General features: G+C 68.9%; 13 protein-coding genes. 3 read left to right on the top strand and 10 right to left on the bottom strand.

Annotated features, from left to right (window positions below; all coding sequences use genetic code 11):
- Positions 1 to 12: 12 nt before the first annotated feature.
- The gene (locus tag ACN0RJ_RS04310) at positions 13 to 1,305 is read right to left on the bottom strand and encodes a TolC family protein (protein ID WP_417723511.1); all 1,293 of its coding nucleotides are present in this window, start codon (positions 1,303 to 1,305) and stop codon (positions 13 to 15) included.
- A gap of 115 nt (positions 1,306 to 1,420) precedes the next feature.
- Positions 1,421 to 7,006, bottom strand: coding sequence for an Ig-like domain-containing protein (locus ACN0RJ_RS04315; protein ID WP_417723512.1), 5,586 nt, complete (start codon positions 7,004 to 7,006; stop codon positions 1,421 to 1,423).
- Between the two features lie 286 nt (positions 7,007 to 7,292).
- Here ACN0RJ_RS04315 and ACN0RJ_RS04320 point away from each other — a divergent pair, with 286 nt between their 5' ends.
- Entirely contained in the window at positions 7,293 to 7,844 is a 552-nt protein-coding gene (locus tag ACN0RJ_RS04320; protein ID WP_417723513.1) for a flavin reductase family protein, read from the top strand.
- Positions 7,845 to 7,866: 22 nt separating this feature from the next.
- Here ACN0RJ_RS04320 and ACN0RJ_RS04325 read toward each other — a convergent pair whose 3' ends face one another.
- The 8 genes from ACN0RJ_RS04325 to ACN0RJ_RS04360 all read right to left on the bottom strand — a co-directional run bounded on the left by ACN0RJ_RS04325 (position 7,867) and on the right by ACN0RJ_RS04360 (position 17,576).
- The gene (locus ACN0RJ_RS04325; RefSeq protein ID WP_417719412.1) at positions 7,867 to 8,325 is read right to left on the bottom strand and encodes an NUDIX hydrolase; all 459 of its coding nucleotides are present in this window, start codon (positions 8,323 to 8,325) and stop codon (positions 7,867 to 7,869) included.
- 180 nt (positions 8,326 to 8,505) lie between these two features.
- Entirely contained in the window at positions 8,506 to 8,637 is a 132-nt protein-coding gene (gene cydX, locus ACN0RJ_RS04330; protein WP_417719413.1) for a cytochrome bd-I oxidase subunit CydX, read from the bottom strand.
- Between the two features lie 17 nt (positions 8,638 to 8,654).
- Positions 8,655 to 9,815, bottom strand: a complete 1,161-nt coding sequence (gene cydB / locus ACN0RJ_RS04335) for a cytochrome d ubiquinol oxidase subunit II (protein ID WP_417723514.1) — start codon at positions 9,813 to 9,815, stop codon at positions 8,655 to 8,657.
- Between the two features lie 6 nt (positions 9,816 to 9,821).
- On the bottom strand, positions 9,822 to 11,459 hold the full coding sequence (locus ACN0RJ_RS04340; RefSeq protein WP_417723760.1) for a cytochrome ubiquinol oxidase subunit I: 1,638 nt from the start codon (positions 11,457 to 11,459) through the stop codon (positions 9,822 to 9,824).
- A 151-nt stretch (positions 11,460 to 11,610) separates the two neighbouring features.
- A complete protein-coding gene (locus ACN0RJ_RS04345; RefSeq protein ID WP_417723515.1) occupies positions 11,611 to 13,278 on the bottom strand; it encodes an amino acid ABC transporter ATP-binding/permease protein in 1,668 nt (555 codons plus the stop codon).
- Positions 13,275 to 14,930: an ABC transporter ATP-binding protein/permease gene (locus ACN0RJ_RS04350; protein ID WP_417723516.1), complete on the bottom strand. Its 1,656-nt coding sequence runs from the start codon at positions 14,928 to 14,930 to the stop codon at positions 13,275 to 13,277. Before ACN0RJ_RS04350 ends, ACN0RJ_RS04345 begins: the two co-directional genes overlap by 4 nt.
- A 76-nt stretch (positions 14,931 to 15,006) precedes the next feature.
- Positions 15,007 to 16,554 (bottom strand): glycerol-3-phosphate dehydrogenase, encoded by a 1,548-nt coding sequence (locus ACN0RJ_RS04355; protein WP_417723517.1) that lies wholly within the window; start codon positions 16,552 to 16,554, stop codon positions 15,007 to 15,009.
- A gap of 143 nt (positions 16,555 to 16,697) precedes the next feature.
- The gene (locus ACN0RJ_RS04360; protein WP_417723518.1) at positions 16,698 to 17,576 is read right to left on the bottom strand and encodes a LysR family transcriptional regulator; all 879 of its coding nucleotides are present in this window, start codon (positions 17,574 to 17,576) and stop codon (positions 16,698 to 16,700) included.
- A 100-nt stretch (positions 17,577 to 17,676) separates the two neighbouring features.
- Between ACN0RJ_RS04360 and glyA the strand changes: the two genes are divergently transcribed.
- Positions 17,677 to 18,999 carry a serine hydroxymethyltransferase gene (gene glyA, locus ACN0RJ_RS04365; RefSeq protein WP_417723761.1) on the top strand — a complete coding sequence of 441 codons (1,323 nt, stop codon included), beginning with the start codon at positions 17,677 to 17,679 and terminating at the stop codon, positions 18,997 to 18,999.
- A gap of 321 nt (positions 19,000 to 19,320) precedes the next feature.
- Complete coding sequence (locus tag ACN0RJ_RS04370; RefSeq protein ID WP_417723519.1) at positions 19,321 to 23,199, top strand: beta strand repeat-containing protein; 3,879 nt, start codon at positions 19,321 to 19,323, stop codon at positions 23,197 to 23,199.
- Positions 23,200 to 23,226: the final 27 nt, after the last annotated feature.

Consider the following 23,226-nt stretch of genomic DNA (forward strand, 5'->3'; position numbering starts at 1 on the left):
GCGGCTTGCCGGTCAAATGCGCGACCCTTCGGCCAGTGCACCCTTGAGTCGGGCAAGCTCCAGCTCGGCGCGCGCCGCCTGGTAGCGGATGTCGATTTCCCTTTCGAGCGCGGCGGCAAGGGTTTCGTAGACCCCGACCACATCCATCACCTGCCGCTGACCGCCTTCGTACTGGCTCTGGAACAGGTCGAGGTTCTGCTGCGCCTGACGGCTCAGGACCTTGGCTTCGGCAAGCTGCGCCCGGTAGGCCGCGATCCGGCGCGACTGGCCGGCGATGCCGCGTTCGGCCGCCTCGCGGGCGTCGGTCACGCGGCGTTCGGCGGCCTCCTTGCCGGCCTCCAGCGCGCCGAGTTCGGCGGTGGTGCCGAACCCGAAGAGGGAATCCGTGGTGACCTCAAGTCCGCCCGTCGTGCCGGTCTTCGACACCGCCGCCGTGGCCCCCAGCCCCGGCAGATGCGCGGCGCGCTGGATGCGTGCGCGGGCAAGGGCGGCATCGCGTTCCGCCTGCGCCCGCAGCACCCCGAGCGGCACGTTCGCCGGCGTCTCGCGCAGGCCGGAGGTGCCGCGCAGGTCGTCCAGATCACGCGCCGACATGGCGTCGAGTTCGGCCATCGCGGTGCGGGTGTCTTCCTCGGCCCCGGTGGCCCGCGCCGCGATCGAGGCAAGCTTCTGGCGCAGCACGTTGAGATCGGACATGTCCGACACCCCGCCCTTGACGCGCTCGTTCATCACCCATTCGAAATGCGACATGTCCTTGTGCGCACGGCGGAAATGGGCGGCGGCATCGCGCCCCTCCTCGGCCCGCAGGAACAGGCTCAGCGCCTCGTGGACGCGGGTGTTGCCATCCTCGACGAGGGCGACGGCGGCGATCTCCACATCGGCCTTGGCCAGGTCGCGCTCTGCCACCTTGCGGCCGTTGTCGAACAGCACCTGGTTCACGACCAGCTCGGCCACCAGATCGCCGAGCGAGCTGAGCGAGACGCGCGGCCCGATCCGGGGCAGCCAGTTCTTCTGCGCCGCCTCCTGCCTCAGGCGCGCGACGCGCAGCTCGGCCTCGGCAACGCGGGCGTCGCTTGCCATGACCGCCTCGGCCACCCGCGCATAGGGGGTGCCGGGAACCAGCGCGCCGGTCCGTGCCTGCAGCGCGGCGATGGTGGGCGATGCTTCCGAGGTCGCCGCAGCGCCCGGTTGCGCCACGGCAGACGCGGGCGCCGTGGCCGTGGGCTCAAGGCCCGTGAACCGCGACACCACGCCGTCTCCGCCATCCGTCATGCAGCCGGGGAGGATCGCGAGCAATGCGATCATCCCCGGGCTGCGCCTGCATCTCTGCCTCATGTCGTGCCCCCGTTGAACGGCGCGATTTTATGTTTTTTTCGGGATCCGGAGGCCGCTGCCGGCCCCCGGACGTTTCGTGGCCGTCTCAGATCACCACGTTGGTGATGTCTTCGTCGATGCGCAGGACCGCATCGCCCAGTTCGTAGAGGTTGTAGCCCTGGCCGTCGTTGCCCGCCGCATGTGCGCCGGTGATCGTCACCGCGTCGTCGATGCCGCCTTCGACGGTCAGCACGTTGTTGTTCGACGACAGCGCGACAAGCTGCGCTTCGGTGATGGTCAGGTGGCTGTCCTCGGCGAATTGCAGGTCGATGGTTTCCACGTTGAACTGCGACAGGGTAGCGGCCAGCCGGTCGGTCATCGTCACTTCCGAGGTCGTGGTATCGTCCACCACCAGGTAGGTGCCCGAGCTGTTGCCCGCGGCATCGGCCGAGGTCACGACGAGGTGCGACCCGTCCGGCACCACCTGGTTGAAGCTGAACGCCGTCTCTCCCAGCACCGGGATGTCGTAGGACGAGAACGCCACGTCGTCGATGTCGTAGTCGCCGCCCGCCGCCACCACGTGCCCGATGGAAATCTCGCCCTCCGCCGTGGCCAGGGTGATGCCGCGCAGACCGGTGTGGTCGCGGGTGTAGCTTTCCACGTCCGGGTTGGCCGGCGCCAGCGTGTCGACGTTCAGCACCTCGGTCATCGACCGGGTGTTGCCCGCGCCGTCCACCGCCTCGATCAGCAGGTCCGCCGTGAGCTCTCCGGTCGGGATGGAACTTGCCGGGATCGCCACGCTCCAGCTTCCGGTCGCATCGACGCTTGCCGTGTGGCGCACCCCGCCCATGGTGACGGTGACGGAGGAGCCCGCCTCGACCAGCCCGGTGAGGGTGAAGCCCGCCGCCGCCTCGTCGGCGTTGAGCACGCCGTCCCCGCCCGTCGGATCGCCCGTTGTCTCGAGACGGTCGACGAAGGTGTCGACCCGGATCTCGCGTTGGGCCGTGCCGGTATTGCCCGCGCGGTCGGTGGTCAGCACCTCGACCGTGGCATCGTACTGGCCATCGGCGATGGCCGAAGCCGGGATCCCCGCGCTCCAGTTGCCCGCCGCATCGACCGTGGCCGCGACGGTCACCCCGCCGAAGGTCACGTCGACCGTCGCACCGATCTCGGTCGTGCCGACGAGCACGACCCCGTCCGACGCTTCGACCATGTTCACCACGTCGTCGCCCTCGACCGGCGTGGCGGCGATGGCGAAATTCTCGACCTCGGTGTCGATCCAGACCGCATCGGTGCGCTGCAGCTCGTTGCCGGCCTCGTCGACGATGCGGGCCGAGATATCGGCATTGTGCGTGCCGAAGCGGATCTCGGAGGCGGCAAAGGTCGCCGCCCAGGTGCCGTCGGCGGCGGTAAGGACGTTGTGGGTCACGCCGTCCATCGTGACCTCGACCGTGCGGCCGGGGTCCGATGTGCCGGTGACGACGACGCCGTCCGACGCCTCGGCATGGTTCACGATGTCGTCGCCTTCCATCGGCGCCGCGTCGATGGTCAGCGTGCCCGCGATCGTGTCGATCACGATGTCCTGCGTCAGAACCGCCGTGTTGCCCGCGATATCGGTCGAGGTCGCCGTTGCCGTCACGGTCTGCTCGCCCGACGGCAGTTCGGCGGCGTCGAAGCTGACCGTCCAGTTGCCCGCTGCGTCCACCGTGGCCGACCGGGTGATGCCGTTGAAGGCCATCTCCACCGTTGCGCCGGGTTCGGTCGTGCCCGAGAGGGTCAGACCCTCTGCGGCCTCGATCAGATTGATGACTCCGTCCGCCCCGCCGGGGGTCGAGGTGATGGCGTAGTTGCGCACCAGCGTGTCGAGCTCGACCTCGCCCGTGGCCGAGGCCGTGTTGCCCGCCGCATCGGTCGACACGGCGGTGACCGGCACGCTCAGCTCGCCCTCCGGGATGTCGGTGGCGGCAAAGGTCGCCGTCCAGCTTCCGTCCGCCGCGACCACGGCGGCCACCGTGGCCGAACCGAGGGTGACGTCGACCGAGGCGCCGGGTTCCGCCGTTCCGGTCAGCACCACGCCGTCGGCCCGCTCGTCGAAGTTGACGATGCCGTCGCCCTCGACCGGGGTGTCGGAAATATCGACGGCGGTTTCGGTGTCCACCTCCACCGTGCCGGTGGTCGTCGCGGTGTTGCCCGCCGCATCCGTCGCGGTGACCGAGATCGCCGCGCCGTAGGTGCCGGGACGCACATTCGCCGCGGGAACGTTCACCGACCAGAGCCCCGCCGCATCCGCCGTGGCGGTATAGCTCGTGCCGTCGAAATCGATGACCAGCGACGCCCCCGCTTCGGAACTGCCGGTGAGCACAAGCCCGTCCGCGGCTTCGGCGGCGTTCACCATGTCGTCGCCCTCGATCGGGCGGTCCAGCGCGACGGAGATCTCCGTATCCACGTCGAAGCCGTGCGTCGCCGTGGCGGTGTTGCCCGCCGCATCGGTCGCGGTGACGGTGGCTTCGGTCGCGTAGCTGCCCGCCGCCAGCCCGTCGAAGGTGGTGGTCCAACTGCCGTCGGCGGCCACCACGGCCTCCTGCGCAAGGCCGCCGACCTCGACCATCACGGTCGAGCCGGGTTCCGAGGTGCCGGTCAGCACCAGCCCCTCCGCCACTTCGGACGCGCTGATGAGATCGTCGCCGGTCAGCGGCGTGTTGGTGAAGGCGACGCGCGCCTCGGTGTCCACCGCAACGCTGCCGCTGGCAGAGGCACTGTTGCCCGCCGCGTCCGTCGCGGTGACCGAAATCGCAGCGTCATAGTCGCCGCCGCGGATATCGGCAGAGGGGACGAGCACGCTCCACACCCCCGCGGACGAGGCGGTGGTGCTGTAGCTGTTGCCGTCGAACACCACGACGACGGTGGCCCCTGCCTCGGTCGTCCCGCTGAGCGGAAAGCCGATGCCCGCCTCGGCCGCGTTGACGAGGTCGTCCTCCGCGATCGGGCCGTCCAGCGTCACCGCGATCTCGGTATCCACGGCAAACCCGTGCGAGGTCGTGGCGACGTTGCCCGCAAGGTCGGTCGCGGTCACGGTCGCCTCGGCGGCATAGGTGCCGGGGGTGAGGGAATCGAAGGTGACGGTCCAGGTGCCGTCCGCCGCAACGGTCGCCTCGGTCGCCACGCCGCCGACCTCGACCATCACGGTCGCGCCGGGTTCGGTGGTGCCGGTCAGGACCAGGCCCTCGCCCGCCTCGATGGCGCTGACCCTGTCGTCGCCCGCAACCGGCGTGTCGATGGTCACCGCGGCCTCGGTGTCGATGTCGAAACCGTGGGTGGCGCTGGCGGTGTTGCCCGCGCTGTCGGTCGCGGTCACCGTCGCCTCGGTCGCATAGGTGCCGGGCACGAGGTCCGCGAAGGTCGCCGTCCAGCTTCCGTCCGCCGCGACCTCCGCTTCCTGCGAAAGGCCCGCGACCTCGACCATCACGGTCGATCCGGGCTGCGCGAGGCCCTCGATCACCAGCCCCTCCGCCACTTCGGAGGCGTTGATGAGGTCGTCGCCGGTGAAGGGCGTGTTGGTGAAGCCCACCGTCGCCTCGGTGTCCACCTCCAGCGCGCCGGAGGCGGTGGCCACGTTGCCCGCCGCATCGGTCGCCGTGACGGTGATGCCGGTCGCATAGCTGCCCGCGCGGATGTCCTCCGTCGGGACAAGGACGCTCCAGCCGCCGCTCTCGGTGGCCACGGTGTCGTAGCTGCGCCCGTCGAAGTCCACGACCACGCTCGCCCCCGCCTCGGCGGTTCCGGAAAGCACGAAGCCCTCGGCCGCTTCCTCGGCATTGACGAGGTTGTCCCCCGCCACCGGGCTGTCGAGCGTGACGCTGATCTCGGTGTCGATGCGGAAGGGATGGGTGACGGTTTCCGTGTTCCCGGCGCCGTCGGTCGAAGTCACCTCGGCTTCGGTATCGTAACTGCCGGCGTCGAGCCCGGTGAAGATCACCGACCAGGTGCCGTCCGCCGCGGTATCGGCCTCCTGCGTCAGACCGCCGATGGTCACGAGAACGGTCGACCCCGCCTGCGACGTGCCTTCGAGCGTGACGCCGCCGGCGAATTCCCCGGCGTTGATGATGTCGTCGCCGGTCAGCGGGGTGTTGGTGATGGCAAGGTCGTTGACCGTGTCGATGGTCACGACGGAGGCCGCGTTCGACACGTTTCCGGCCCGGTCCACCGTGGTCGCGGTGACGTCCTCGAGGTATTCGCCGCCGGGGAAATCCTCGGACCCGACCATGACCACCCAGGTTCCGGCTTCGTCGACGACGGTTTCATAGGTGTTGTCGCCGAAGGTCACGATGACCGTCGCGCCCGCGGTCGACGTGCCGGTGATGGGAAAGCCCGCATCGGCCTCGGCCCCGTTGACCAGATCGTCGCCGGTCACCGGGTCGATGGTCAGCGGATGCGGGATGGTATCGATATCAAGCGCATCCTCGACCACCGTGCCGTTGCCGAACGGGTCGGTCGCGGTGACGGTGATGTCGTCGATATGCTCGCCATCGGCAACCGCCTCGGGTCCGAGATCGAAGATCCAGGTGCCGTCCTCGCCGACGACGACGGAATCGGTGTAGTCGCCCACGGTGATCGTCACCGTCGCGCCGGGTTCCGAGGTGCCCGACACCTCGACCCCGTCGCCGTAATCCTCGGCATTGACGATGTCGCCGACCGACACCGTGCCGTCCAGGATGTCGAGAGGCGGCGGCGTGAGGTCGATGATGACCTCGGGTCCGCCGAGATCGGTCACCGTCTCGTCCGGATCGACCACGCGCACGGTCACGTCGTCATGGGTGCCGTCTTCGGGGAAATCCTCGTCGTCAAAGACCACTTCCCAGGTCCGGTCCTCGTCCGCGATCACGGTCTCGGTGACGTCGCCGACGGTCACGATCACCTCGGAGCCGGGATTGGCGGTGCCGCCGATCACGATCTCCGGGGTGTCGGTGCCGCCCACGACGATCGGGCCCTCGGTGTCGACGGTGGGCGGAATCCAGGTGTCGTCGCCGTCCCCGATCCCGATGTCGGGCCCGTCGCCGTCGCCGGTGCCATCACCATCGCCGTCGCCCGTACCGTCGCCGTCGCCGTCGCCGTCACCATCCCCGTCCCCATCGCCGGTGCCGGTTCCGCTGCCGTCGGGGCTGCCGCTGCCGCTGTCGGTGCTGCCCGAGACCGCGCCGATCAGCAATCCGCCCCCGACCACCGCCGCGGCCGCCGTCCCCGCGGTGCCGAGCCCCACGCCGAGCAGCGCGGGCGCGAACATGCTCACCTCGTCCTCTTCGCCCGCGGCCACCACGACCGGGTCGTCGTAGAACATGAGATCCTGCGAGGGCGTCCACTTGCCCCAGGTTTCGGTCGGCCCGTATTGCGCGTAGAGCGCGCCGGTCCCGGTATCGACGAAGCTGACCTCGTTGAGAATGCCGTCCGCGCTCAGGAAGAGGTGGTTCTCCGCTCCGGTGAAATACCCTTCGAGGACGATCACCCGCCCGTCCGCCAGCGTGACCAGCAGGTCGCTTCCGGCACGTTCGTAACTTGAAACTTCGCTTTGCCGCAGGTTCAGGGAAATCTGGTTCCCGCTGCCCGCATCAATAAGAAAACCCTGTCCGTCGCCGCCAATACTGCCGCGCTCGACCGCACCCACAGGGGTACGGACTACGAAATCAATCGCATTCATGATCACACCGCTCTACCCACGTCGCCCTTTGTTTTTTGTTCGGCGACTGTTTTATCAGGTATTGGACTACCTTATTTTGGCCATATTCGCCAGATAGAATTTCTTTCACCGAACGAATTTACCCGCGCGTCAACAACCTGTTGTGAAAATCCAACAACGGCCGGACCGGGGCACACATGCCCGCAACGCCCGGCCAAGATGCTGAAAATTCGACAATAATCTGCCGAACTTCGCGGCGTTTTGCCCCCATCGGCCCCCGCGGCCGGAGGAAACCGGAGCCGTTGCCATGAATGCCTTGCCGGACACGCCACTGCTCAGCGACGATGGCATCTCCGCTTCCCCGACCCTGTTCGACCCCGCGCTGTCCGACCCCCGCCTGCTGCGCTCCGCGCTCGGGCGGTTCGCGACCGGCGTGACCGTCGTCACCTGCGCGACAGCCGACGGGCCGGTCGGACTGACCGCCAACAGCTTTGCCAGCGTTTCCCTCGACCCGCCGCTGGTGCTGTGGTCGGTGGCGAAGGCGACGGCGCGCTATCCGGCCTTTGCGGCGGCCCGGCATTTCGGCATCCACGTCCTCGGCCGCGAACAGGAGGCGCTGAGCCGCAGCTTTGCGCGCAGCGCCGATGCCGGGTTCGCCGCGGACGGTGCGCACCCCGGCATAGCGGGCATTCCGCTGCTGGACGGTGCCCTGGCCCGGTTCGAATGCGAGCTCGACGCGCACCACGATGGCGGAGACCACACGATCCTCATCGGTCGCGTCCTGCGCGCCGCCTTCAGGGAGGGCGCACCGCTAGCCTTTGCCGGTGGCTGTTACGGAGATTTTCTGCCCGCGTCGTGATCCCGCACGGTGACGCGGCGGGTCAGGAGGCGCGGAGCAATTCCTGGATGACCGGCTGTTTGCGCGGCTTCCGGCACAGACTGAGGAGCAGTTCGGACAATTCCTCCTCGTCGACCCGTTTCGCGGCGGATTTGGGAGAGAACCATTTGCGGCGGCGCTGCTTGCGTTCTTTCCAGTCGCGCTGAAGCTTTTCGACGATCATCGGAAAGACGCGGACCCGGCAGGGCAATATCTCGCCGGATTCGAGAACCTTGGGATACCGGTAGCTGCCGATTTCCTCCTGGCTGATGTAGCCCTTGGCGCCGGCCTCTTCCAGCGCCTCGATCTCGGCCGCATGCCAGGGCTTCTTGCCGTCCATCTCCCAGCCTTTCGGCATCACCCACCGCCCCGTATCCCGGGATGTCACCATGAGGACCCTGAGGTTGCCCTTCCTGTCCCAATGGATCGGCATTGCCGCAATCTGTTCTCCCAATCTTGCCATGCCCTCGCGCCCGCAATCACTTTTTTTCTACACGTTTCTCCCTTCAAGAGTGTGACGATTATGTAAAATGTCAATTCAATGATTGCTACCGAGCGTGACGAAATCTCCGAAATCCGGCAAAAACTGCCGGAAATTGCGGCAGTTCCGGCACCTCAGGGACGGGGTCGGACCGCTGCCCGCTCAGGGCGTTTCGCTGCTCTCGTCCGCCTCTCCGGCCAGCACGGCGTCGGTGCGCAGTTCCAGCCACATGGCGTTCAGAACCGCGAAGAGCGCGGCAAGCGGCAGGCCGAGCATCCAGGCAAAATACCACATCGGATCAATCCTTTCCGTCAGTAGCTGTGGCCCGGGCCGGTCACGTCCTCTTCGGTGACCTTGCCCCAGAGCACCTTGTAGACCCAGGCCGTGTAGGCGAGGATGATCGGCAGGAAGATCACCGCCGCCACCAGCATCACGAACAGCGTCAGGTGCGAGGAGGAGGCATCCCACACCGTCAGCGACGACCGCGGGTCGACCGTCGAGGGCAGGATGAACGGAAACATGGTGAGACCGACGCTCGACACGATCCCGACGATGGCCAACTTGGACCACAGCAGCGTCGAAATCTCCCTTCCGCCGATCAGGCCGCGCACCGCCAGGGCAATCCCCGCGAAGCCCATGAGCGGGGCGACGGCGATCCAGGGCCGGGTGCCGTAGGCGGCCAGCCAGGAGCCCTCGCGCCGGACCTCGGAGAACAGCGGGTTGGAGGGGCCGTCGGTCACCACGTCGCCGACAAGGTGGTAGCCGTCGATCCCGAAGGCCAGCCAGAGCCCGGCGAGCGCATAGCCGACGGCCGCGATGCCCCCGGCCACGACACCGATCCGCCGGGCGCGGATGGCGATCATCCCCTCGGTCTTGAGCGTCAGCCACGCCGCGCCGTGCATGATCAGCATGGAGAGCGACACCGCCCCCGTCAGCAGCGCGAAGGGGCGCAGCAGTCCGAGGAACTTGCCGTAGAAGGTGCCGTCGTACCGCGTCATGAGGTCCGGCGTCAGGTGGAACGGCACCCCGAGCAGCACATTGCCCACCGCCACCCCGAACAGCAGCGCGGGCACGGCGCCGCCGACGAACAGCGCCCGGTCCCAGCCGTTGCGCCAGCGCGCGCTTTCGCGCTTGGAGCGGTATTTGAACCCCACGGGGCGCAGGATCAGCGCCGCGAGGATGGCGAACATCGCCAGGTAGAACCCCGAGAAGCTGACCGCGTAGAGCGGCGGCCAGGCGGCAAAGATCGCCCCTCCCCCCAGGATGAACCACACCTGATTGCCCTCCCAGACCGGGCCGATGGTGTTGATGACCACCCGCCGCTCGACATCGGTCCTGCCGACGAAGGGCAGCAGCGCGCCGACGCCCATGTCGAAGCCGTCGGTCAGCGCGAAGGCGATCAGCAGCACCCCCATCAGCGCCCACCAGATCAGGCGCAGAGTTTCGAAACCAAGAAGATCATGCAGGATCATCGCCGCTCACTCCGCCGGGGTTGTCGCGCCGGTGGCGCTGCCGGGTTCGGCAAAGGGGCCGCGCCCGTCATGGGTCCGCAGCCGGTGTTCGTGACGCGCCATCCAGCGGTCGGTCTCTTCCACGTCCTCGACGGGACCCTTGCGGATGTATTTCAGCATCAGGCTCATCTCGATCGCGAAGAGCACCGTGTAGAACAGCGCGAAACCCGCGAGGGTCAGCAGCAGGTCGCCCACGCTCAGATGCGACACCGACAGCGCCGTCGGCAGCATCCCGTCCACGGTCCAGGGCTGGCGGCCGTATTCCGACACGAACCAGCCCATCTCGGCCGCGATCCAGGGGGCCGGGATCATCACCACCGCCACCCGCAGCGCCCAGCGCGGAAAGCGGCCGGTGCGGAAGTTCGAGGCCACGAAGAAATAGCCCATCAGCGCGATGAAGCTGAAGCCCAGCCCCACCATGATGCGGAACGACCAGAACAGCGGCGCGACGCCGGGGATCGTGTCGTTGGCGGCGGCGAGGATCTGATCTTCGCTCGCCTCGCGCGGGTCGTCCACGTAGCGGCGCAGCAGCAGCGCAAAGCCGAGATCCTCCGAGTGATCCTCGAAGCTCAGGCGCACGTCCTCGGGGGTCTCGGCGCGCAGCTCGCGCAGGGTCATCAGGTCGTCATAGGCGATCAGTCCCGACCGGATCCGCGATTCCGCCTCGGTGACGAGCTGGTCGATGCCCGGAATGACCTGGTTGAAGGACCGCGTGCCGATGATCCCCATGACCCAGGGGATTTCCACGGCATAATGCGTCTCGCGCGCCTCCTTGTCCGGGAAGCCGATCAGGGTAAAGGGCGCGGGGGCGGGGTGCGTTTCCCACATCGCCTCGATGGAGGCGAGTTTCATCTTCTGGGTGTGGCTGGCCGAGTAGCCGGATTCATCTCCCAGAACCACGACCGACAGCGCCGCCGCGAGCCCGAAGGACGAAGCCACCGCGATCGAGCGGCGCGCCAGCTCCAGGTGCCGCCCCTTCAGCATGTACCAGGCCGATACCCCCAGCACGAAGACCGAGGCCGTGACATAGCCCGCCGAGACCGTGTGCACGAACTTGGCCTGCGCCACCTCGTTGAACATCACCTCGAAGAAGGAGGTCATCTCCATCCGCATCGTCTCGGGGTTGAACTCGGCCCCGACCGGGTTCTGCATCCAGCCGTTGGCGATCAGGATCCAGAGCGCGGAAAAGTTCGACCCGATGGCGACCAGCCAGGCGACGATCATGTGACCGACCTTGCTCAGCTTGTCCCAGCCGAAGAAGAACAGGCCGACAAAGGTCGCCTCGAGGAAGAACGCCATCATCCCCTCGACCGCGAGGGGGGCGCCGAAGACGTCGCCGACGTAGTGCGAATAATACGACCAGTTCATGCCGAACTGGAATTCCATGGTGATGCCCGTGGCCACGCCGAGCACGAAATTGATGCCGAAGAGCGTGCCCCAGAACTTGGTCATCTGCCGCCAGATCGGGCGGTTGGTCATCACGTAGACGGTTTCCATGATCGCGACGAGGATCGACAGGCCCAGCGTCAACGGCACGAACAGGAAGTGATACATCGCCGTCATCGCGAACTGCAGTCGCGACAGGTCCACCACATCGAACTCCACGGGCATCGCACTCCTGGGTTGATCATGTCCGGGTCGGGATCGCGCGGGCGCGGCCTGAGGGGCGGCGGCGCGACAACCTGGATCACGGGATCAGATTTCGCTCATGTGTACGACGTTGAAAGTGGCCGGAACCTGACCGAAATCAAACAGATTAATTTTCGGGAATATGATCTTCGAGGCGCAGAACCCGGTCTGTGGAGGCCAGTTCCGCCGCCCTGTGAGAGGCCGTCACGATGGCGGTCGAGGGCAGGAAGTTTCTCATGTTTTCAAGAACCTGAACCGATGTTTCCGCATCCAGACCCTCGGTCGGTTCATCCAGCAGAAGCACCGCCGGACGGCGCAGCAGCGCACGGGCAAGGACCAATCGTCGCGCCTGCCCGCCCGAGAGGCCCTGACCGCCCTCGCCGAGCGGTGTCAGCGGCCCGCCGCGCCCGGCGAGGGCCGTGTCTAGCGCGACGACCCGCAGGATCCGCTCCGCCGCCACCTCGTCGAGATCGGGATCGCCAAGCCGGAGATTGTCGAGAACGCTGCCCCCGATCAGCGCGGCGCGCTGGGGAACGAGGGTCAGCACATCGCGCAGCGCGCCCTCCTCCCAGCGCTCCAGCGGCCGGCCGAGCAGGCGCACCCCGCCGGCGGTGCCGGGGGAAATCCCCGCGAGCACGTCGAGCAGCGTGCTCTTGCCCGACCCGCTCGGCCCGCGAAGCGCCAGGGTCTCTCCGGCGGCCACCTCGAAGGAGAGGTCGCGCAGCAGCGGCAGCCTGCGGCCCGGTCGCGCGACCGACAGGCCCGCTGCGACCAGCGGCGCGGCGGCCTCTGCGGTGTCGGTCCCTGCCGCGCGGGCCATGGCGGGCACCGTGGGCTCGGCAAGGACGCGGGTCGCGGCATCGCGCATGCGGCCGATCTCCGCGATCCCGCGCCGGAGCGGCAGCAGCGTCTCGGCCAGGGCCAGGGCGGCAAAGACCCCGATCGCCGCGGGGGCCGGCAGAAGCAACCCGGCATCGACCAGCACCCCCGAGACGGCAAGCACCGCCGCCACCACGAGAGCGACGACGCAGGCCAGCGCCATGCCTGCCCCGCTATCCAGCCGGTCGAGCCTGTCGAGTGCTGAGCGGGCCTCGGCTTCGGTGGCGTCGATGGTGGCGCGCAGGGCGGGAAGCGTGCCCTGCAGAACGGCCTCGCGACGCCCCCGGAACAGGCCGATGGACTGGCGGCGCAGGCGCTGCATCGCCTCTTCCGCCCGCGACGAGGGGCCGAAGGTGCTGCGACCGACCCGCCACAGGACCAGCGCCCCGCCGGGCAGGTAGCCCGCCGCGACCGAGATCGCGATGACCGGAGAGCTGAGCAGCCAGAGCCCGGCAAAGGCGACGGCATGGGTGATCACCGCCGCGACCACCGGCAGCGCCAGCCGCAGCAGCACCCCGTCGAGCGCATCCACATCCGCCGTGATCCGCGTCAGCGCCGTCGCGCCGCGCATCCGGCGCAGCTCGGCCAGGGGAAACCGTTCGAGCCGGGCCAGCAGCGTCACCCGCAGCTGCGCCAGCGCGCGCAGCGTCGCATCGTGGGTCGTCAGCCGCTCGCCGTAGCGCGCCGCGGCCCGCCCCAGCGACAGCGCCCGCACCCCGGCGCTCGGTCGGAAGATGTCGAAGGCGATGCCGAGTCCGGCCAGCCCGGCGAGGCCGGTCGCGGTGATGAACCAGCCCGACAGCGCCAGAAGCGCCACCCCCATCAGCATCACGAGAACGCTCAGCGCCGCGCCGCGCCGCATGGCACGGGGTTCGGCGCGCCAGAGCAGCCGCAGAATCCCGAGCAGGGGTCTCATGCCGCGCCCCCGTCACCGAAGCGAACGGTGCGGTCGAGCGCGGCGATCAGCGCGGGGTCGTGGCTGGCGACGATCACCGTGCGCCCCTCGGCCACCACTTCGCGCAGCGTCGCGATGATCGCCGCCGCCGTCGACCCGTCGAGATCCGCGGTCGGTTCGTCGGCCAGGACGATCCCCGCCCCCGAGATCAGCGCGCGGGCCAGCAGCAGGCGCCGCGCCTCGCCACCCGACACCCCGGCGCCGGTTTCCCCGAGCCGGGTGTCGAGCCCGTCGGGAAGCGCCGCGACGATGCGGTCGGCACGGGCGCGCGCCAGAAGCGCGTCGCTGATCCCGCCGGTGCCGTGCGGATCGAGGAACGCCCGGAGGGTGACATCCGGCACATGCACATGCTGCGGCACGAAGGCGATGCGCGCGCGCCAGGCGTCGGCGGTGTCGGGGTCGAGCGCCTGCCCCGCCACCCGCACCGCGCCGCCGTCCGGGCGCAGCAGCCCCGCCATCAGGTCGAGCGCGGTGGTCTTGCCCGACCCGCTCGGCCCGCACAGCGCGACCCCCTCGCCCGCCGCGACCGCGAGGTCGGGCAGGACGAGCCGCTGCACGCCGCGCAGAACCGACACGCCCTCCAGCGCGACGGAGGCCGGACCCGGCAGCGGCGCGACGCGGGCACCGTGGCCCGGCACCGGCAGCGGCGCCTCGGCGGCGAGGGTGTCGAGCTCGTCCGCCACCGCCTCGGCGGCGGCACGGTCATGCCAGGCGGCCGCGAGATCCCGCAGCGGCTGAAAGAAATCGGGGGCAAGCAGCAGCAGGAAGATCCCCTCGCCCAGCGTCAGCGGTGTGCTCCAGGCGCCGAAGGTCAGCTCTCCGAGCAGCGACAGCCCGACGTAGAGCGCGACCATCGCGACCCCAAGCGCCGCGAAAAGTTCGAGCACGGTGGAGGACAGGAACGCCACCCGCAGCACCGCCATGGTCCGGGTCCGCAGCGCCTCGGCCCGCACCGCAAAGGCGCGGCGCGACGCGGCGGCGGCGTTCAGCAACAGGATGTCGGGCAAGGCCGCGATGCGGTCGATCAGCAGCGTGTTCATCGCGCCGACCTCGACCATCTGCCGCCGCGACGCCTCCTTCGCGGCGATGCCGACCAGTGCCATGAACATCGGGATCAGCGGGCCCGCCACCAGCAACACCGACCCCGCCGCCCAGGAGATCGGAAAGATCAGCGCGAGGTAGAGCAGCGGCAGCCAACGCGTGCGCAGCATGGCCGGGTGGTAGCGGGTGATCCAGGGCGCCAGCGCCGCCAGCTTCTCGGTCAGGAGCGCGGCCAGCGCGGCCGAGGAGGGGCCGCCTTCGGGCCGCAGGGCCTCGCGGTCGAGCAGGTCGCGCCGATGGGTGTGGATCGCGGCATCCGCCGCCGTCCAGGCCAGCCGCGCGGCGCGGCGTTCCGCCCGCGCCCGGAGCATCCCGACGACCGCGAAGACCGCCGCGGCCGTCAGGCCTCGTGCCAGCCCCGCGCCCGTCACCCAGCCCGAAATCGCCACGGCCACCGCCAGCGCCTGCACCGGCCAGAGCGCCGCCCCGGCCAGCGACAGCCACGCGGCCCGGCGCAGCAGCGCGCGGGCGTCGGGGCTCAGCAGTCGGTCTGCGGTGGTTCGGGGTGCCACGGGCCTGTCCGGTCGGAAAATGCGTCCCTCCGGCTATAGTCCCGACGGGCCGGGCAAGGCAAACCGCCGTGCCGCGTCACTCCGCCGCCGCGCGGCGGGTTTCCGGCACATGCGAGGTCATCCAGGCATCGAGCGCGGCGATTTCCGCGGCGCTCATCTTCAGGCCGAGCCGGGTGCGGCGCCAGACCACGTCCTCGGCCCGCTGCGCGAATTCCCGTTCCATCAGCCAGCCGACCTCGCGCGCGGTGAGGGTGGCGCCGAAGGCCTGGCCCAGCTCCGCCTCGGTCGCGGCCTTGCCGAGCAGCTCCCAGGCCTCCGTTCCGTAGGAGCGGATCAGCCGAAGCCCCCAGGCCGGGGTCAGGAAGCCGTATTCCGACACCAGCCGGTCGGCCAGCGTCTGCACGCCGTTCACCACGAAATCCCCGCCCGGCAGGGGCGCTGTCGCGGTCCAGGCCGGGGCCGCGCCGCCGAGATGCCGTGCCAGCCGGTCGACCGCGTGTTCCGCCAGCCGCCGGTAGGTAGTGATGCGGTTGCTCAGCACGCTGAGAAAGGGCGCACCGGCCGCCTCGTCGAAGGCCAGTTCGGAGCCGCGATGCAGCAGGCTCACCTCGGTGAAACTGCGAAGCACGTCCCCCGGCCGGATCGGCGTGGCGAAATGGCGGTTGGCGGCGGCCAGAACCGCGGCCTCGCCCCCGGCCTGCGCGGCACCGGCAGCGGCACCGGATTTTCCCGGCGCGTCGATGCGCCCGATCAGCGTGAATTCCGCCTCGAAGGGGATCGCGAAGAGCAGGCCGCCATCCGGTTCGGCAAAGGCATAGCCCTTGTCATGGTCGTAGAGCTTCGGCACGACGATATGGGTGCGGTACGTCTCTTCCGGCATGGTGAGGGCGCGGGCCCCGGCAACCCCGCCGATGACCTCGGATACCCAGGGCCCCGCCGCGTTGACGAGGCTGCGCGCCCGGCACAGGCGCCGGTTCCCGGCGGCATCTTCGAGGATGACGTGCCAGACGCCGTCCACCACCTCCGCCGACACGGCGCGGGTACGCACGAGAACCTCGGCCCCATGCGCCGCCGCATCGCGGGCGTTGAGCACGACGAGGCGGGAATCCTCGACCCCGCAATCGGAATATTCCCAGGCGGTGCGATACCCCGGCTTCAGCGGCGCGCCTTCCTCGGTCCCGGGCAGCGCGCGGGAGACGGCGCCGGGCAGGATGCTGCGCCCGCCGAGATGGTCATAGAGGAACAGCGCCAGACGCTTCGGCAGCGACCCGGCACCCCCCTTGCGGCGGCGCGGCAGTTCCGCCCCGGTGGTCGGACAGACCGCCGGCGCAGCCCCCCGCCCCACCGGCATCACGAAGCGCAGCGGCCGGACGATATGCGGCATGGCGCGCAGCAGCACGTCGCGTTCGAGCAGCGCCTCACGGACCGGGAGCAGCCTCAGATCGTCCAGATCGCACAATCTGCCATGCAGGAGCTTGGCAGTCGCCGAGGACCCGGCCGAGGCCAGATCCCGCATTTCGACAAGGGTCACGCTCAGGCCACGCCCGGCGGCATCCCTTGCAATTCCGCAGCCATTGATCCCTCCGCCGATCACCAGCACGTCGCGCATCGCGGTAGATGTCATGCAGTCTCCAGAATTCGTCGGTGCATATGCTAGCACTCACTCGGGACAAGGAGAATGATCGCTCTTGTCGCATTTTCCCTATCGGCGGATTTCGGATCACTCGTTGCGGGGGGAACGCACAGCGCGGCGCCGGGTTGCATGGCTCACGCGAGATCCCCGAGCGCGCGCAGAACCTTGCCGACCGACGCCTGCGCCGCATCGCCCGGCAGCCGCCAGAGCGCGATGCCCTCGCGGAGCGGCGCTGCCACCCCGAACGGCGCGACGAGCGCGCCCGACGCGAGGTGTTGCGCCACCAGCGCACGATGGGCCATCAGCACGCCCGCGCCGTTCAATGCTTCCTGCACCGCGAGGGCATAGAGCGAAAAGATCGGGCCGCGGGGCGCCAGCCCCCGGCCGGGCATCGCGACCGCCGCCCAATTCTGCCAATCCTCCGCCCAGGCGGTGTCGGTCAGACAGACGGCATCGATCAGATCCTCGGGGCGGGACAGATCGCGCGCGAGCCCCGGCGTGCAGACCGGCAGAAGGTCGTCCGCGACCCGCACCGCGCCGGGCGGCGGATCGGCGCGCAGGAACAGGCACAGGTCGAACGGCACCCGCTTGAGGTTCGGCGGCTGCTCCATCGCGGTGACCGACAGTTCCACCCCCGGAAGCCGCCGGCGCAGGTCGGGCAGGCGCGGTCCGAGCCAGAGTTCGGCCAGCGCGGGCAGCGCGGCGACATGGACCCGCCGGGGCGCCGCGTCCCGGCGCAGCGCCCGCACCGCATCCCCGAGCGCATCGAAGGCCGCGACGAACCCCGGCGCCGCCCGCCGCCCGAGCGCGGTCAGCCGCACACCGCGCGCGCGCCGCTCGAACAGCGGCGCACCGACCTCGGCCTCCAGCGCCTTGACCTGCGCGGTCACCGCGCCGGGTGTCACGTTCAGCTCTTCGGCGGCAAGGGCAAAGCTGCCCAGCCGCGCCGCCGCCTCGAAGGCACGCAGGGCGTTGAGCGACGGCAGGCGGGGAAAGGGCGGCGCGACGGACATGGCTGAGACTCAGTTTTTCTGACCCTATAATTGCTGAAACCTGCGTTGCCGAAAAGCCCCGCCTCCGCCATCGTCGCGGATGACAACGATGGAGCATCCGATGACCGCCTTGCCGAACCGCCCCTGGCTTCCCGCCGCCGCCGCCGCCCGTGTCGGCCAGATCGAAACCGACACCGCCGGCGCGACGAGCGCCGCCCTTGCCGCGCGGCTCGAAACGCTGACCGAGGACAACCTCCGGATTCACGATCGCGAGTGTTTCAACCTCAACCCAGCGACAAACGTGATGAACCCGCGCGCCGAGGCGCTGCTGGCGCGCGGTCTCGGCACCCGCCCCTCGCTGGGCTATCCGGGCGAGAAATACGAGATGGGGCTGGAAGCGATCGAGGAGATCGAGGTCATCGCGGCCCGCCTCGCCGCCGAGGTCTTCGGCGCCGCCCACGCCGAGGTCCGCGTCGCGTCGGGCGCGCTGGCCAACCTCTACGCCTTCATGGCGACCACCCGCCCCGGAGACGCGATCATCGCGCCCCCGGCCTCGGTGGGCGGGCATGTCACCCACCACGCCGCGGGCTGTGCCGGGCTCTACGGGCTGACCACCCACGCCGCCCCGGTGGATGCCGACGGCTACACAGTCGATCTGACCGGGTTGCGCGACCTTGCGCGGCGGGTGCGCCCGAAGCTCATCACAATCGGGATGAGCCTGAACCTCTTCCCGCATCCGGTGGCCGAAATCCGCGCCATCGCCGACGAGGTCGGGGCTCTGGTGCTGTTCGACGCCGCCCACCAGTGCGGAATGATCGCGGGCGGGGTCTTCGGCAATCCGCTGGCCGAAGGTGCGCACCTGATGACCATGAGCACCTACAAGAGCCTCGGAGGACCCGCAGGCGGCCTGATCGTCACCGACGACGACACCCTTGCCGAACGGCTCGACGCCATCGCCTATCCCGGCCTCACGGCGAATTTCGACGCCGGGCGGGTGGCGGCGCTGGCGATGGGGCTGCTCGACTGGAAGGACCACGGCGCGGCCTATGCCCGGACCATGGCCGACACCGCGCTTGCCCTCGCCGAAGCCCTGAAGGCCGAGGGCCTGCCGCTGTTCGAGACGCCGCGCGGCATCACCCGGTCGCACCAGTTCGCCGTCGAGGCCGCCCGCTTCGGCGGCGGTCAGACGGCATCGGCGCGGCTGCGCAGGGCCGGGTTCCTCGCCTGCGGCATCGGCCTGCCGCGCCCGGAGGTGCCGGGCGACGTCAACGGGCTGCGCATCGGCACGCCCGAACTCGTGCGCCGGGGCATGACCGCCGGGGACATGCCGCGCCTCGCCGCGCTGATCGCGCGGGGGCTGAGCGACGAGGCCCCCGGCCCTCTCGCCGCCGAAGTCGCGGACTGGCGCAGGGACTTCGACACACTGGCCTTTGTCCACCGCTGACTCGCCAGCCGACGGCGGACAACCCGGGCGGCCCGAATCATCCGGAGCCGCCCGCGCCGGCGTTCGAGACGAAAAAGAGCAAATCAAGTCTTAAAAAACGCCATTGCCCCAAGGGACGCAATGTCGCAATGTTCGACGGGCACGGTCTTCCCCAGCGTCAGCGCGGGAGGGTCGCGTTTCGGATTGTGCCACCTTTTGTGGCGGAACCAGGCGATCCGTTCATTCCGAAGGCCCGCGCGGCCCTCATTCCGACGGCCGACCGGCCACATTTGTCCCGAAGAGCGGTCCGCAACGGCCGCTCCCACCGAAAGGCTTTTAGCGATGCCAACCACACCCGAAGTCTGGCTCGATCAATTCCAGGCCAACACCCAGGATGTCGGCTCCTCCGGCGACGACCAGTACGACAGCGTCACCATCCAGCTGACAAACGGCAACCTTGTCGTGCTCTGGGTGGACAATTCCGATTCCGCCCCCGCCGGAGTGAACGGTCTGGACATCGTCGCACAGGTCTACGACCCGCTCGGCAACCCGCTCGGCAACGAATTCCGCGCAAATTACAGCTGGAACGCCGATGACGAATTCCAGTTCGACGCCGCGCCGACCGAGAATGGCTTCGTCGTCGTCTATGTCGACGACCAGGGCGGCGCAGCGGCGGATTACGTCATCCGCGCCTCGGAATGGACCGTCGCGACGGACGGGACCATCGGCAACAGCACCAACAACACCATCGCCTCGTCGCCCACCGCCGGTGACTGGGTCCGCTTCCCCACCGTGACCTCCGACGCTTCGGGCGGCTACCTCGTGGCCTGGGAGCACTACGATTCCGCCCAGACGGATTACGACATCGAAGCGCGCTACACCAATGCCGACGGCACGATGAACGCCACCTACACGATGATCGGCGGTTCGAGCGTCTCGGTCGGTCCGCTGGAAAGCGCGACGCTCAGCGACGGCAATTTCGTCGTCGTCGGCGAGCGCCGGTTCGGCGCCTCCACCGACAATGCCGTGATCCATACCCGCGGCAACGAGACGGGCGGGCTCGGGTCATCCTATGTCAACGATACCGACAGCAACGGCGATACCGATTACGACGCCTCGGTCACGGCCCTGACCGGCGGCGGTTTCGTCGTCGCCTACACCAATCTCGACGCCAACGACTACGACATCGAATACGAGGTCTTCAGCAACACCGGCGTGTCCGTGTCCACCGGCACCGTCAATGGCAGCGCGTCGACCGACATCAACTTCGCCCCGCACCTGATCGCGCTCCAGGACGGCGGCTTCGTGGTGGTCTACGACGACGACGAGTCCGGCAACACCATCGCGCTTCAGCGCTACGACTCCGGCGGCACCTCGGTCGGCGCCAGGGTGGACGTGGATTCCAGCACGTCGAACTACGACGCTTCGGGCGTCGGTCTCGGGGATGGCCGGTTCGTGGTAAGCTGGACCGACGGCTCCGGCAGCAATGCCGACGTCCTGACCGAGATCTACGACACCCGCGATGCCGTGAACGCCCCAAGCGTCTATTCCCCCGACCAGTGGGAGGTGGGCACCATCGGCAACGACACCTTCGTCTCGACTTCCGGCACCGAATTCACCCACGGTTGGGACGGCGATGACGACATCTCGGAACTGGGCACCACGCAGGAATACTACGGCGACGCGGGCAACGACATCATCCGCGTCTTTTCCCCGATCAATGCCGACCTGCATGACGGCGGCACCGGGGACGACACCATCGACTGGTCCGGCAACATCTACGAAACCACGGGCGCCACGCTGGTCCTCGACCTTGCGGCGGGCACGGCCAGCACCGGTGGCCAGACCGAGGTGATGACGAACTTCGAGAACCTCATCGGCTCCGATTTCGACGACAGCATCATCGGCACCGACGGCGCCAACGACCTGTTCGGCGGAGCCGGCGAAGACACCATCATCGGCGGCTTCGGAGCCGACAGCATCGAGGGCGGCGCCGACGGCGATTCCCTGTCCGGCGACGGCCAGAACGACACCATCCGCGGCGGTGGCGGCAACGACACGATCACCGGCGGCGGCGGCCAGGACAGCCTCTTCGGCGACGACGGCGACGACCTGTTCGTCCTGGGCGCCAACAACATCGACGATGTGGACGGCGGAACCGGCACCGACACGCTGGATGCCTCGACCCACAGCGAGGACATCGTCGTCAATGTGGCCACGGGGACCTGGGACGGATTCGGTCCGGCACAGTCGATCACCTCCGTCGAGCACATCATCGGCACGGGCTTCGGCGACAGTCTGACCGTCGGGAACATCGCAAATATCACGATCGAGGGCGGCGGCGGCAACGACACCATCCTCGGCGGCGGCGGGTTCCAGAACCTCAGCGGCGACGGCGGCGACGATTCCATCGACGGCGGCTTCTACGTCAGCTCGGCCATCGGCGACATCCTGTCCGGAGGCGCCGGCAACGACACGATCATCGGCGCCGACGGCGCGGACACCGTCGACGGCGGGGATGACAACGACAGCCTGACCGGCAACGGCGGCAACGACACGCTCGACGGCGGGTTGGGGAACGACACGCTCGAGGGGGGCAACGGGGACGACAGCCTTGTGGGGGGTGACGGCGACGACAGCTTCATCGGCGGCGCGGGCACCGACACCTTCGTCGGCGGCACGGGCACCGATACGCTGGACTACGGCGCCAATGTCACCGGCGGCACGATCAACATGCAGGCCGGGACCGCGACCTTCGGCGGGATCAACGAGACCTTCTCATCGATCGAACACCTGATCTCCGGGTCGGGCAACGACGACATCACCGTCAGCTCGAATGCCGTGATCGACGCCGGCGAGGGCAACGACACGATCACCGATTCCTTCGGCTCCACCCCCGGCGAGACGATCAACGGCGAGGCCGGAAACGACCTCTACCGCCTGGAGGGATCGGTCTTCGGCGCCAATTTCGACGGCGGCACCGGGACGGATACGATGGACCTGTCCGGCTTCGGACCGATCAGCGATTTCGACTTCTTCGTCGATCTGGCAAACGAGACCTGGTATCACGTCTTTGCCGGCGGTCCCTACGTGACCGTCTTCGACGTGATCTCGGTCGAGAATGTCGTCGGCTCGGACTACCGCGACGAGATCATCGGCTCGGACGTGGCCAACGAGCTTGACGGCGGGGCCGGGAACGACACCGTCATCGGCAACGGCGGGGCGGACTTCATCCTCGGCGGCACCGGGCGCGACAGCCTGACCGGCGACGGCGGGTCCGACACGATCAACGCCGGCGGCGGGGCCGACACGGTCTACGGCGGGATCGGCGCGGACACGCTGCGCGGCGATGACGGCGACGACGTGATCTACGGCGGCGACGGCAACGACTCGATCACCGGCGGGCGTCAGCACGACACCATCCGGGGCGAGAACGGCGCCGACACGATCATCGGCGGCGACGGCAACGACAGCCTGATCGGCGGCGGCAACACCGACAGCATCCTCGGCGGCGACGGCAACGACACGATCCTCGGCAACCTCGGCAACGACACGCTGCAGGGCGGCACCGGGACGGATTCGATCACCGGCGGCGACGGGCGCGACCTGATCGAGGGCAACACCGGCAACGACACGCTGATCGGCAACAAGGCCGACGACACGATCAACGGCGGCGGCGGGTCGGATTCGATCCTCGGCGGCGACGACGACGACAGCATGATCGGCCAGAGCGGCAACGACACGATCATCGGCGGCAACGGCGACGATTACGCCGAGGGCAACGACCTCGACGACAGCCTGGAAGGCAATGCCGGCATGGACACCCTGCTGGGCGGCGACGGCGACGACACGATCAACGGCGGCGGCGACGACGACCTGATCTACGGCGAGGACGGCAACGACCTGCTGCTCGGCGCCGAGGGCAACGACACGATCTACGGCAACGGCGGAGACGACACCATCGACGGCGGCGCGGGCAACGACCGGCTGTTCGGCGGGCTCAATGCCGACACCTTCCAGTTCCAGGCGGCCTTCGGCAACGACAGCGTGCAGGGCTTCTCGGCCGGGACGGACACGATCGAGATGATCGGCTACACCTCGGGCGACCTCACGCTGAGCAACTCCGGCGGCAACACCCTCGTCGAAATCTCGGGCCAGCTCGACACCATCGAGATCGTCGGCGCCGTCCTGACCGACTTCTCGGATTTCGTGTTCAGCTGATCCCGCATCAGCGCCGAAAGGAGAGCG

This window comes from Salipiger sp. (assembly GCF_048261495.1).
In the GTDB taxonomy this organism is placed as follows: Bacteria; Pseudomonadota; Alphaproteobacteria; order Rhodobacterales; family Rhodobacteraceae; genus Salipiger.

What these genes read in the sequence shown, in the direction of transcription:
- ACN0RJ_RS04310 (WP_417723511.1), bottom strand. Translation starts at nt 1,305, where the DNA reads ATGATCGCATTGCTCGCGATCCTCCCCGGCTGCATGACGGATGGCGGA.
- ACN0RJ_RS04315 (WP_417723512.1), bottom strand. Translation starts at nt 7,006, where the DNA reads ATGAATGCGATTGATTTCGTAGTCCGTACCCCTGTGGGTGCGGTCGAG.
- ACN0RJ_RS04320 (WP_417723513.1), top strand. Translation starts at nt 7,293, where the DNA reads ATGAATGCCTTGCCGGACACGCCACTGCTCAGCGACGATGGCATCTCC.
- ACN0RJ_RS04325 (WP_417719412.1), bottom strand. Translation starts at nt 8,325, where the DNA reads ATGGCAAGATTGGGAGAACAGATTGCGGCAATGCCGATCCATTGGGAC.
- cydX (WP_417719413.1), bottom strand. Translation starts at nt 8,637, where the DNA reads ATGTGGTATTTTGCCTGGATGCTCGGCCTGCCGCTTGCCGCGCTCTTC.
- cydB (WP_417723514.1), bottom strand. Translation starts at nt 9,815, where the DNA reads ATGATCCTGCATGATCTTCTTGGTTTCGAAACTCTGCGCCTGATCTGG.
- ACN0RJ_RS04345 (WP_417723515.1), bottom strand. Translation starts at nt 13,278, where the DNA reads ATGAGACCCCTGCTCGGGATTCTGCGGCTGCTCTGGCGCGCCGAACCC.
- ACN0RJ_RS04355 (WP_417723517.1), bottom strand. Translation starts at nt 16,554, where the DNA reads ATGACATCTACCGCGATGCGCGACGTGCTGGTGATCGGCGGAGGGATC.
- ACN0RJ_RS04360 (WP_417723518.1), bottom strand. Translation starts at nt 17,576, where the DNA reads ATGTCCGTCGCGCCGCCCTTTCCCCGCCTGCCGTCGCTCAACGCCCTG.
- glyA (WP_417723761.1), top strand. Translation starts at nt 17,677, where the DNA reads ATGACCGCCTTGCCGAACCGCCCCTGGCTTCCCGCCGCCGCCGCCGCC.
- ACN0RJ_RS04370 (WP_417723519.1), top strand. Translation starts at nt 19,321, where the DNA reads ATGCCAACCACACCCGAAGTCTGGCTCGATCAATTCCAGGCCAACACC.